Origin of the sequence: Cohnella laeviribosi DSM 21336 (assembly GCF_000378425.1) — a bacterium.
GTDB lineage: Bacteria > Bacillota > Bacilli > Paenibacillales > Paenibacillaceae > Cohnella > Cohnella laeviribosi.
Window position 1 is genome coordinate 40,720 of record NZ_KB899827.1, and the last position, 12,366, is coordinate 53,085.

The window sequence follows — 12,366 nt, forward strand, 5'->3', positions numbered from 1 at the left end:
GCCCGATAATTCCGTTTCCATTCCATAAAAAAAGCGATCGGCGGAGGAAAAATTCCCCCAACCGATCGCTAGTCTGAATCAGTTGCCGCCCACACGGGCCAAATCCCGCATATTCGCTTCGAACGCGGCCAGCATGGCCTGTTCCCCGCTCAATCCTTGGGCTTCGACTTTGGCGATTTGTTCCATCATCCGCTTGTAGTCTTTCGGAATCACTTTGACAAACCGCGGCAGGAATTCCGTCCATTCCTTCAGCACGCGCTCCCCGAGCTCGCTGCCCGTATATTGCACGTGCTTCTCGATCATGCCGCGCACCTCGGCGATTTCTTTTTCATCCTCCAGGGTTTCGAGCAAAATCATCTCGAAGTTGCAGCGCTTGAAGAAGTCGCCGTCCCAGTCGATGACATAAGCGATGCCGCCCGACATGCCCGCCGCGAAGTTGCGGCCCGTTTTGCCGAGAACAACGACGCGCCCGCCGGTCATATATTCGCAGCCGTGGTCGCCCACGCCTTCGACGACGATCTTGCCGCCGCTGTTCCGAACGGCGAACCGTTCGCCCGCAACGCCGCGGATGTAGGCTTCGCCGCTCGTCGCCCCGTAGAAGGCGGTGTTGCCGACGATAATGTTCTCTTCGGCTTTGAAGGTTGCCTTCGGCGACGGATAGACGGCAATCTTCCCGCCGGACAGCCCTTTGCCGATGTAGTCGTTCGCGTCGCCCTCCAGCGTCAGCGTCATGCCCTTCGGAATGAAAGCGCCGAAGCTTTGGCCGGCGGTGCCGACGAAGTGGAAGCGGATCGTATCCTCCGGCAGGCCGTCCTTGCCGTGCTTCTTGGTCACCTCGTGGCCGACGAGCGTCCCGACGACGCGGTTCGTATTCTTGATCTTGAACGTGCCCTCGACGCGCTCCCCGCGCTCGATCGCCGGCGCGGCCGCCTTAAGCAATTGCTGCATGTCGAGCGACTCTTCCAGACCGTGATTCTGCTGCTTGACGTTGTAGCGGTACGAGCCTTCCGGCAGCTCCGGCATATGCAGCAGCGGAGTCAGATCGACGCCTTTCGCCTTGTAGTGGGAAATCGCCTTTTTCGTATCGAGGCGGTCGGTGCGTCCGACCATCTCCTCGACCGTCCGGAAGCCGAGCTGGGCCATGATCTCCCGCAGCTCTTCCGCCACGAAGCGCATGTAATTGACGACGTATTCCGGGTCGCCCATGAACTTCTTGCGCAGTTCCGGATTTTGCGTGGCGACGCCGACCGGACACGTATCCAACTGGCAGACGCGCATCATGACGCAGCCGAGCACGACGAGCGGAGCCGTCGAGAAGCCGAATTCCTCGGCGCCGAGCAGCGCGGCGATCGCGACATCGCGGCCGGTCATCATCTTGCCGTCCGTTTCAACCACGACGCGGTCGCGCAGGTTGTTCAGGATCAGCGTCTGATGCGTTTCGGCAAGGCCGAGTTCCCACGGCAAGCCCGCGTGGCGGATCGAGCCGATCGGCGAAGCGCCGGTGCCGCCGTCGTAGCCGCTGATCAGGATGACGTCGGCCCGGCCTTTGGCCACCCCTGCGGCAATCGTGCCGACACCTACCTCCGACACCAGCTTGACGTTGATGCGGGCATTCGGGTTGGCGTTTTTCAGGTCGTGGATCAGCTCGGCCAAATCCTCGATCGAATAGATATCGTGGTGAGGAGGCGGCGAGATGAGTCCTACGCCGGGAGTCGTGCCGCGAACCTCGGCCACCCACGGGTACACCTTGCGGCCCATCAGCTGGCCGCCTTCGCCCGGCTTGGCGCCCTGCGCCATCTTGATCTGGATTTCATCCGCGTTGGACAGGTAATGGCTCGTGACGCCGAAGCGTCCCGAAGCGACCTGCTTGATCGCGCTGCGGCGGGAATCGCCGTTGGCGTCCGGAATGTAGCGCGCCGGGTCTTCGCCGCCTTCGCCGGAGTTCGACTTGCCGCCGATGCGGTTCATCGCGATGGCAAGCGACTCGTGCGCTTCCTTGCTGATCGATCCGAACGACATCGCGCCCGTCTTGAACCGCTTGAAGATCGATTCGACCGGTTCGACTTCCTCGAGCGGCACCGGCGGCTGGTCGAACTTGAAGTCCAGCAGCGAGCGGAGCGTGCGGATCTCTTCGTATTCGCCCTGAACGAGGGCGGAATATTTCTTGTAAAGCTGGTAATCGTTGGCGCGGGTCGCCATCTGCAGCGTATGAATCGTCTTCGGGTTAAACAGATGGTCTTCCCCGTCTTTGCGCCATTGATAGTCGCCGCCGGAGTCGAGCTCGAGCTCGGCGCCTTCCCGTTTGGCGAACGCCCTCCGGTGCGGCTTGAGCGCCTCTTCGGCGATCGTGTCCAGGCCAATGCCCCCGATCCTGGACGGCGTCCAGGTGAAGTATTGGTCGATCACGTCTTCCTTGAGCCCGATCGCTTCGAAGATTTGCGCGCCGCGGTAAGACTGGATCGTCGAAATCCCCATTTTGGAGAGGACTTTGACGACGCCTTTGTTGGCGGCTTTCAAATAATTTTTGACGGCTTTCTCGTGCGAGATGTTCTTCAGCCGGCCTTGGCGAATCAGATCGTCCAGCGTCTCGAACGCCAGATACGGGTTGACGGCGCTGGCGCCATAGCCGATCAGCAGCGCGAAATGATGCACCTCGCGCGGTTCGCCCGATTCGAGCAAAATGCTGACTTTCGTCCGCGTTCCCTGACGAATCAGGTGATGGTGGACGGCGGAGACGGCCAGCAGCGACGGAATCGCCGCGTTGTCTTCGTCGATGCCGCGGTCCGAAAGAATCAGAATGTTGTGCCCGTGCTCGATGACGCGGTCGGCCGCCTCGCACAGAAGCTTCAGCGCGTTGCGCAGCCCTTCTTCTCCTTCGTCGGCCGGGAAGAAGATCGGCAGCGTGATCGATTTGAAGCCCGGCCGGCGCACATGGCGCAGCTTCGCGAAATCCTCGTTCGACAAGATCGGCGACGCGAGGCGGATGTGGCGGCAGCTTTCCGGCTCCGGCTTGAGCAAGTTGCGTTCCGGTCCGATCGTCGTGTAGGTAGAGGTTACGATTTCCTCCCGGATCGCGTCGATCGGCGGGTTCGTCACCTGCGCGAACAGCTGCTTGAAGTAGTTGAACAACCGCTGCGGACGCTCCGACAGCACGGCGAGCGGCGCGTCGTAGCCCATCGACGCCAGCGGTTCGACGCCGCTTGTCGCCATCGGCTCGATGATTTTGCGGACATCTTCAAACGTATAGCCGAACGCCTGCTGGCGCTGCCGAACGCTGTCGTGGTCTTCTTCCGGAAGCTCCGGCGCATCCGGCAGTTCGTCCAGATCGACGAGATGTTCGTTCAGCCACTCGCGGTACGGATGTTCGGAAACGATTTTCTTCTTCAATTCCTCGTCGGATACGATCCGGCCTTCCTTCGTATCGACAAGCAGCATCCGTCCCGGGCGCAGCCGGTCCTTCAGCACGATGTCCTCCGGCGGAATCTCGATGACCCCGGCTTCGGAAGCCATGATGATCAGGTCGTCCTTCGTGACGTAATAGCGCGCAGGGCGCAAGCCGTTGCGGTCCAGGATGGCCCCGATCTGCACGCCGTCCGTAAAGCCCATCGCGGCCGGACCGTCCCAGGGCTCCATCAGCGTGCTGTGATATTCGTAGAAGGCCCGTTTGTCGTCGTCCATGTACTCGTCGTTCTGCCACGGCTCCGGCACCATCATCATGGCGCAGTGGGCGAGCGAGCGGCCCGACAGGTACAAAAACTCGAACGTGTTGTCGAATTTGCCGGTATCGGACAAATCGTGATTGATGATCGGCTTTACTTTCTCCAGATCGTCGCCGAACAGTTCCGATTCGAACAGCGTCTGCCGGGCGTGCATCCAGTTTTCGTTGCCGCGGAGCGTGTTAATCTCCCCGTTGTGGATCATATAATGGAAGGGATGCGCCCGCTCCCAGCTCGGGAACGTATTCGTCGAGAACCGGGAGTGCACGAGCGCGATGGCCGTTTCCATGTCCGGATCGTGCAGCTCCGAGTAGAATTGCCCGACCTGCTCGGTCGTGAGCATCCCTTTGTATATGATTTTTTTGCTCGAAAGGCTTGCGAAATAGAAGGTTTCGCCCCCCGGGATGCCGGAATAGCGAATCGCTTTTTCGGCAAGCCTGCGAATGACGTACAGCTTGCGTTCGAACGCCAGATCGTCGTCAAGCCCTTCGGCCCGCTCGATAAACACCTGGCGGACAAAAGGCTTCACCCGTTTGGCGGAAATGCCGAGCATGCTGTCGTCCGTCGGCACCGTGCGCCAGCCGAGCAGACGCTGCCCTTCTTCCGCGACGATGGAGGCGAACATTTCCTCATGCTTCGCGCGCTGTTCGGCGTCTTGGGTCATAAAGACCATGCCGACGGCATAGCGGCCCTCTTCGGGAAGCTTGAACCCGAGTTTGGCCGTCTCCCGCTGAAGGAATTTGTGAGGAATTTGCATCATGAGGCCCGCGCCGTCCCCGGAATTCGGTTCGCTGCCTTGTCCGCCCCGATGCTCCATATTGATAAGCAGAGTCAGCGCCTGCTCGATGATATCGTGCGATTTGCGGCCTTTGATATGGGCGACAAAGCCCATGCCGCAGGCATCCCGTTCGTATTGCGGATCATACATCCCCTGTTTCGGAGGCAATCCGTTAACGAGCTCTTTCATTTTTACGCATCCTTTCTATAGGAGAAAATCTGGAAGAGGAAGGAATAGAACGCGTTGGCAGCACCGACTCCAATGGCTGGACTTGACGGACACGATCCGGCAACGGAACGCGCGGCCGCCGCCGCTTCCCTTGGCGAACCGTTCCAAACCTGCTGCCCTCCACCGCATAGTCTGGTACAATAAAAACATGCCGACCGTTCTTTGGCTCCGAACATTGCATTCCTTAAGAGCTTCGCCGACCGGCAAGCCTGGAATCCGCCCCGACTCACAATGGTTCTTTTATTATTATGTTATTTTAACACCAGCGTTCGGGAAATGACAATTTAATATTTCGCCAATAGTTTGCAGAAATAGACAACTCGCCGAATAATTATTCAGGAGGGTGAACATTTATGCCGAGCGGAAAAGCGATTCGAGGCCTGTTCGCGTTTTTGTTGGCGGGAACCTTGATGTGGACGCTCCCGGAAGCGGCGCCAATCGCGGCCGAAACCGGCGGTCCGCCGGCGGAAACGCCGCCGCCGGCCGCGATTGGCGCCGACGCCCCGGACGCTTACCGGATCGTCGTGCTCGGCGACTCGATCGGCGTCGGCTACGAGCCCGGCGCGGCGGCCGAGTCCGACCTGTACGGCTACGCGGACCGGCTGTACGAACAAACGCTGCTGCGCGGGCGGGCGGAACTTGCCAACTACGCGATCCTGGGCCTGCGGACCGAAGGGTTGATCCGCCAGCTTCAAGGAGCCGCCGAACGGAAATCGCTCCCGGCTTCGGCGCTGCAGGACTTCTCCGCATACGGCGATCCGCGGATTTCCCGGCAGGCGGAGACGGTTGCGGCCAAAGGACCGGAATTGCTGGCCGACCTGGCGGCAGCGGATCTTGTCGCCATCACGATCGGCGGAAACGATTTTCTCGGCTTCATCCGCGGCGTTCTCGCCATGCCCGCGGAAGAAGCTGAACAAACCTTGAAAGCGGATATTGAAACGATTCTGAATAATTATGCAGAACATGCAGAAACGGCCGTCCGGCTCGTCCATGCGCTCGCTCCGAACGCTTCCATTGAATTGTCCGATCAATATTTGCCTTTTCCCCGGCAGACGAACGCGGATCTGTACGACTTGCTGACCGGCTCCGTCGGCCAGCTTTCCGCCGATCTGGACGCGCTTGCCGCCAAGCTTCAGGCCGAAGGCATACCGCTGCGCATCGTACACATCGGCTCGGCTTTTGCCGGCTACGAGCTTTCGATGACGCACATGTTTGCGGACCAGGACGTCCATCCGAACCAAAACGGCTATAACGCCATTGCCGAAGCCTTTGCCAAAACCGCCTGGAACGCTTACGTCAAGCTGGTTCCGGCGGACAGGGGAACCGCCGCTTCGCCGGCCGCTCCCGCCATTTACGTCGACGGCAAGCCGCTTGTTACGGCCTACAAGCCAAAGCTGCGCGGCGGCGCCACGTTTCTGCCGCTCCGCGACATCGCCGACGCAACGGGGGCGCAGGTGTCGTGGGACGGCAAAACGAAGACGGCGCTGTTCCGCAAGAACGGCCGGGAGGTCGCCATCGCGATCGGCTCGAAGACGCTTCGCGTTGACGGAGCCGAGAAGCCGCTTGCCGCGCCGGCTTATTTGGAGAAGGCGGGCAGCGAGCGGAAAACGTACGTCCCTCTCGCTGCCATCGCAAGCGGATTGGACTACCAGGTCGTTTATCGTCCGAAGCTGTATACCGTATTCATCCATTCCTGATCCCGCTTGATGCCCATAGTATAACCAGCCGGATTTTTCCTACCCTTGGTCTTGTTCCCATACGTCGCGTACGTCGCGCGTGAAGCTAGATGCCCACGGCCAAAAAGAAACGGGACGAAGCGTACCCGCTTAGGTACCTGCTTCGTCCCGTCTTTCATGGGCCGGATAATATGAATAGACTTTTATTTGCCGACTTTGACGCGGATCGTCACCGTTTTGCCTTCGAATTGCGCCTTGATGGTCGTGCTGCCTTTGGCGACGGCCGTCACGACGCCGGAGGAGGATACGGTTGCGACCTTCGAGCTGCTTGCGGTCCATGCGGCGAGCGACGTCACGTCCGCGGTCTTGCCGTTTTCATAAACCGCCGTCAGCTTGACCGTCGAGCTTGCTCCCGGCGCAAGCGTAAGCGGCGAATCGGAGGCGGTGAGCTTGGTCAGCTTGGCCTTGACCGTAAACGGGATGGACAGCGTTTTGCCCTGAATCGAGCCCGTGATCTTGCCGCTGCCTTCGGCGAGCCCCTTGACGCTGGTGCCGTTCACGCTGACAAGGCTTTCGTCGGACGGCGTCCATTCGATGCGGGAGGCGATCGAAACCTTTTTGCCGCTCTTCGTTTTGCCCGTCACCTTGATGCTCTTCGATTTTTTCAGCGTCAGGTCGATGCTCGCCGGATCGATCGTAAAGGAGACGAACTCCTCTTCGACGGTAACGGATATTTTCACGGTTGCGTTCAGGTAGGTGCCGGTCAGCGTCGCCTTCGCGGGCGCAAGTCCTTTCCAGGTACCGTCTTTCACCAGCAGGTTGACGGACGAAGACGTCCATTTCACCTTGTCGGTCACGACCTCCTCGTCTCCGTTGTCATAGACCGCCGTGATGGCCGGGAAAGGCGTTTCCTTGCCGATGATCAGGCTCAGCGAATCGGTTTCCGGAAGCAGCAGATGCACTTTCTTGTTGACGACGACTTCGACCGTGCCCGACAGCTCTTCGCCGCTGCCGTTCCGAATCGTGGCCGTCAGCGTTGCCGTGCCCGTTGCCCGCGCGGTCCATTTGCCGTCTTTGACGGAGACGACCGAATCGTCGGAGCTTGTCCAGGTGACCGCATCGCTGATGTCGATCGTGTCGCCGGAGAGCGCCGTACCGCTGACGGAAGGCAGCGTGCCGGTTTCGTCCGCGTACGTATCGATGCGCTCCTTGCCGATCGTCAGCTCCGTAATGGTCGGATACACGGTGACGTTCAGCGTCCGGGTCAGCCCTTTGTAAGAGGCCGTAATCGTCGTCGTGCCCGCGCTCTTCGGCGTTACATAAGCTTTGCCACCGGAAATGTCGACCGTAGCCGCCATCAGATTCGATGAGGTCCAAGCGGCTTCGGCGGTAACGTCGGTTTTGGAGTCAAGGCCGTTCAGCACGTAAGCGCTAATCTCCTTCGGACCGCCCTGCAGAGGAATTTTCAAATTTTTCTCCGGTGTGATGCGAAGCGCTTCGTACGGCGTGCGCACGACAAACGTAATCGTGGCGGACACGCCCAGGTACGTCGCCTTGATTTCGGCCGTACCGGCCCCGACGACGGTCACGACCCCGTTCTCGTCAACCTTCACGACGCCCGTGTCGCTGCTTGACCAAGCCGCCTTGGACGTGACGTCTTCGGTGCCTCCGGACTTCAGCGTCGCGGTAACGGACAGCGAGTCGTAATCGTCGTCTCCGACATACAGCTCGATGGGCCCCTTTTGGTCGAATTTCAACCCCGAGTAAGGGGAGGAGACCGTCAGCTTAACCGAATCGGACCTTCCCAGATAGCTGGCTTTAATCGTCGTTTCACCGGATGCAACCAGCGTCACCACTCCGTTTTCGACGGTGGCCACGCCGGTATTCGACGACGTCCAGGACGCTTCGTCGCTGACGTCGGTCTCGCCGCCTCCGCTCGTTTCGATCCCGATCGCCTTCAGCGTGAGGGACTCGCCCAGCCGGATGTCCAGCTTGTCCGCCAAGTTGGCCGATTCCCCCTGCTTGCGAAGCTCGAGAGAGCTGTAGCGGTATACGGCATTGACGGTTACCGACGCCGTGTAGCCGGCGTATTTCCCCGTGATGACGACGTTCTTGGCGCTTGCGGTAGCCGTCACGACGCCGCCGCTGACCGAAACCGCGGAATTGGAAGAGCTCCAGGTCGCGACCGACGTCACATCCTTCTTCGTCGTCGATCCGCTGACCGTAGCCCATAAGGTCAATGCGATCGAATCTTCATTCACGTAGATCGTGTTGGATGGCAAGGAAGACAATTCCACAGCCGTAATCGTTTCATCCGCCGCCGCCGCAAGGCCGCCGATCTGGCCCCACAACAAAGCCGCGGTTAAAATGGCGACAATCCAACGAATCGTTATGCGCTCCGGACGCCGCGGCCGCTGTCGCGCCGCTTGAATCGCGTTGCTGTTCATCGGGTAGAATAATCCTCCTAAATCATACTTTTTCGTCCATATCCGCTATATTTATCGGCATGCAGATCGAAATATTGAAGAGTAGAGGGAAAATCTGTTCAAATTCCTATTTTCGAGGAAGCTCACCGGACATAAAAAAGGACCGCTCCATGGGGAGCGGTCCCTTGATCGGTCTTACGAATGGACGGCCGAATTCGCCGCTGCGTAACGGGCTCCGGAAGACCCGCTCAGCCGGCGGCTGCGCACCGTGAACAGCGTCACGATCAGCGCCACAAAGACGGCCGCGTAAGCCGCGAGATCCAGAAGCTGCGCGCGGATTTCCCAGGCGTCTCCGCCGGCGATAAGCAGGCGCAGCGCCTTGATCGCATGCGTCATCGGCATCCAATCGCCGATCCGCTGCAGCCATTGCGGCAGCAGCTCCGCCGGATAGGTGCCGGCGCTGGACGCAAGCTGCAGCGTCAGCAGAATGACGGCGACAAACCGCCCGACGTTGTCCGCAAGCGTAACGAAAAATTGCACGATCGTCATAAAAGTTAAGGAAATGGCCGCCGTAACCGCGACAAACATCGGCACATCGGGCACCTTGAGCCCGATGCCGTAAATCAGCAGCGCATCGGCCAGCAGCGTCTGGATCAACACGACGGGCGCAAACAGAAGCAGCTTGGACAGATACCATCGGAAGCCGCTCTTTACCGTAGCGGCGGCATCCCGCAGCGGAAGAATCACCGTCGACATCAGCACGCCGACATACAGGCCGAGCGAGAGGAAATACGGCGTCATCCCGGTGCCGTAGTTCGGAATATCGGCCAGCTTATGCTCCTGAACGGCCACGGGGTTGGCGAACATCTCGGCCTGCCGGTCGTTCCCCGCTCCGGACGAAGCTTCCGCGGAAGCCTCTCCGAGCTTGTCGGCCAGCTCTTTCGAACCGTCCTCCAGCTTGAGCAATCCGCCCTTCAGCTCCGAAGAACCGTCGGCCAGCCGCAGCGTGCCGTCGTTGACGGCGTCCAACCCTTCGGCCGCCTGCGCCAGCCCGCTGCGCAACGTTCCGGCGCCGTCCGCCACCGACTTCGCGCCGGCGGCCAGCTTCGACGCCGCTGCCGATGCTTCCGCCAGCTTGCCGCCAAGCGACTCCGCCCCTTGCCGGAGCTTGGTTTGCCCGGCGGCAAGCTGCGCCGCGCCGGACGCGAGTTCCCCTTGCCCGGCCGCCAACCGCTGCGCGCCGTCCGACAGGCTTGCCGCGCCCTGCTTGAGCTCATCGGCGCCGGCGGCGACGGACTTCGCCGCCGCCAGCAATTGCATGAACGCCGCGTCGCTTTCCATCCCGCCGTGCGCCGCCGCATACTGCTCCAGCCCGGCGGCAAGCTGTGCCGCGCCTTTGGCCAAGTCGGCGCTGCCCGACTTGGCGGCCTCCGCACCGGCAGCGAGCGATTGCCCGCTGCTTGCCAGCTGATCGGCTCCCGCCGCAAGCCGGTTCGCCGCCGCCTCCGCGTCCTTCGCGCCGGACGCAAGCGCCTTTCCGCCGTCGGCGAGCTGTGCGGCGCCGGACGCCAAAGCCCGGCTGCCGTCCGCCACCGACTTCGCGCCGGCCTGAAGCTTCGCCGCGCCGCCGGCGAGCTGGCCGACCCCTTGCTCCAGATCCTGAGTGCCGCTGGCCAGCTTGGCGAGATTTTCGCGCAGCCGCTCCGCGCCCGACTCGGCTTCCTTCGCGCCGTCGGCCAGCTTCGACGCCCCTTCGCTGGCGTCGCTGAAGCCGTCGGCCGCTTCGCCGATCGAGTCGAATACCGCTTGGGCGTACGCCTTCGTCACCGCCTGCGCGACGTCGCTCCGGAGCTTCTCCGAAGCTTCCGCCCCGATCCGCGAGGACAAGTAGTTCCAGCCGTCATCCACGTAATATTGAATAGCCGCAGGCTGCGGCGCCTCGTCCTTCAGCGTCGTCGCCTTTTGCGAGAAATCGTCCGGAATGACGAACGCCATCGAATACCGGTGTTCCTTCAGTCCGTTCATCGCTTCCCGCTCTTCCGTAAACGTCCATTTGAAGCTGTCGTCCTCTTTCAGCTCGCCGATCAAATCCTCGCCGACATGAAGCTGCTTGCCGTTCATCGAAGCTCCCGCATCCTTGTTCACGACGGCCACCGGCAGCCGGTCGAGCTTGCCGTAAGGGTCCCAAAAGGCCCCGATCAGCATGCCGCTGTACAGCAGCGGAATCACCGCCAGACCGGCGATGGACAGCATCATCATTCGGTTGCGCAGCAGCCGTTTGAACTCGGCTTTGACAGGTCCGCTTCCCGGGTTCTTTTTCCCCATGCATCTCCCGCTCCTTCTCTCTCGTTTCGGCGCGGCTCGACCGCGCCATCCGCCATAATACGACATGACCAATTTGGACATCCGGTCAGTTTGATTCAAAAAAAGAATGCGTCAGCGCACCGCCAGCCCTTCGATACAATAGAGCCGGAAGCTGCTCAGCACCTTTTCCTTCGTCAGCGGCTTATGCAGATGATTGCCTTCCGCCGTAAGCGCCAGATACATTTTCAGCATCATATAAGCGGTCAATTCCGGATCGCAGGGCCGAATTTCCCCCTTGTCGACCGCCTGTTTCACATGCTTGGCAATGTAGCCGATGATCGCCCGCTCGATCTTTTCCAGCCCTTGCTGCGCCATCGGGGTGCCGATGTCCCGGACCTCCTGGGACAGCTTGACGGCCAGCGCGTGCCGGTCCCGGTAATCCAGCACCCGGCTGAGCACCTTCAGCAAATTGTCGGCAAAGGAAAGGGAAGGGTCCAGCGTTTCATCCGCCACCTTCTTCATGTCGCGAATGAGATCGTCCATGATCTTCTCAAACAGCTCTTCCTTGTTCGCATAGAACGTGTAAATCGTTCCTTTGCCGACATTCGCCAGCTTCGCGACCTGTTCCATGGTCGTCGCCTTGTAGCCGAAGGAGGCGAACGAACGGGCTGCGGCTTCGGTTACCTGCTTGCGACGGTCCGGCGTCTTCCGTTCTTGAACCATCGGTCGTGCGCCTCCTCTCCGAAAAAACTGACCAAAATAACAAATTGGTCATTTCGTTCTAAAGGCTACGATAACACAGGCGGGGCTAATCTTCAAGCTTTACATTTTATATTCCTTTCGGAGTCCCTCAAGCAGCTCGAGCGAACGTTCCGCCCAGCGCTTCAGCCGTTCGAGCCGCTCCACCTCGGCCGCAAACGCCGTCTGCAGCGATTCTCCGTACGGCGGGACCGCCCCTTCGTAAGGCTGTATGGCCGAAGACGGCACCCACACCTTCTCGCGGAAAGCGGACGCGCGGCGTTCGTGGAACATCGGGACGTCCGGATCGTAGGGATGATGAAGATCCCCTTGCGACGGATGCCGGAGCACGGCCAAGATTTGCACAAGCGTTCTGCGGCCGTCCGATTCCACGACTTCCGCGATATATTCTCCCGTTTTGTAGCTCGCTTTGACCCTTTGTCCGCTTGCATGGTTCGTTTCGCCCATTCACGGATTCCTCCCTGAAAAAAACGGATTCG

General features: G+C 60.4%; 6 protein-coding genes. 1 reads left to right on the plus strand and 5 read right to left on the minus strand.

From position 1 onward, the window contains the following. Window positions 1–78: 78 nt before the first annotated feature. Window positions 79–4,683 carry a glutamate synthase large subunit gene (gene gltB, locus F560_RS0113625; RefSeq protein WP_019006293.1) on the minus strand — a complete coding sequence of 1,535 codons (4,605 nt, stop codon included), beginning with the start codon at window positions 4,681–4,683 and terminating at the stop codon, window positions 79–81. Window positions 4,684–5,075: 392 nt separating this feature from the next. Here gltB and F560_RS0113630 point away from each other — a divergent pair, with 392 nt between their 5' ends. Further along, window positions 5,076–6,419 carry a stalk domain-containing protein gene (locus F560_RS0113630; protein WP_019006294.1) on the plus strand — a complete coding sequence of 448 codons (1,344 nt, stop codon included), beginning with the start codon at window positions 5,076–5,078 and terminating at the stop codon, window positions 6,417–6,419. A 182-nt stretch (window positions 6,420–6,601) separates the two neighbouring features. On the opposite strand, the gene F560_RS23315 is transcribed toward F560_RS0113630, so the two are convergent. The 4 genes from F560_RS23315 to kapB form a co-directional block, all read right to left on the minus strand. Beyond that, window positions 6,602–8,845 carry an Ig-like domain-containing protein gene (locus F560_RS23315; RefSeq protein WP_019006295.1) on the minus strand — a complete coding sequence of 748 codons (2,244 nt, stop codon included), beginning with the start codon at window positions 8,843–8,845 and terminating at the stop codon, window positions 6,602–6,604. 174 nt (window positions 8,846–9,019) lie between these two features. Beyond that, entirely contained in the window at window positions 9,020–11,149 is a 2,130-nt protein-coding gene (locus F560_RS23320; RefSeq protein ID WP_019006296.1) for a YhgE/Pip domain-containing protein, read from the minus strand. Between the two features lie 111 nt (window positions 11,150–11,260). After that, window positions 11,261–11,851, minus strand: a complete 591-nt coding sequence (locus F560_RS0113650; protein WP_019006297.1) for a TetR/AcrR family transcriptional regulator — start codon at window positions 11,849–11,851, stop codon at window positions 11,261–11,263. A gap of 99 nt (window positions 11,852–11,950) precedes the next feature. Beyond that, a complete protein-coding gene (gene kapB, locus F560_RS0113655) occupies window positions 11,951–12,334 on the minus strand; it encodes a kinase-associated lipoprotein KapB (protein ID WP_019006298.1) in 384 nt (127 codons plus the stop codon). Between the last annotated feature and the right edge of the window lie 32 nt (window positions 12,335–12,366).

Bases quoted from the DNA above. Each gene is read 5' to 3' on its own strand.
- gltB (WP_019006293.1), bottom strand. From the start codon at position 4,683: ATGAAAGAGCTCGTTAACGGATTGCCTCCGAAACAGGGGATGTATGAT.
- F560_RS0113650 (WP_019006297.1), bottom strand. From the start codon at position 11,851: ATGGTTCAAGAACGGAAGACGCCGGACCGTCGCAAGCAGGTAACCGAA.
- kapB (WP_019006298.1), bottom strand. From the start codon at position 12,334: ATGGGCGAAACGAACCATGCAAGCGGACAAAGGGTCAAAGCGAGCTAC.
- F560_RS23315 (WP_019006295.1), bottom strand. From the start codon at position 8,845: ATGAACAGCAACGCGATTCAAGCGGCGCGACAGCGGCCGCGGCGTCCG.
- F560_RS23320 (WP_019006296.1), bottom strand. From the start codon at position 11,149: ATGGGGAAAAAGAACCCGGGAAGCGGACCTGTCAAAGCCGAGTTCAAA.
- F560_RS0113630 (WP_019006294.1), top strand. From the start codon at position 5,076: ATGCCGAGCGGAAAAGCGATTCGAGGCCTGTTCGCGTTTTTGTTGGCG.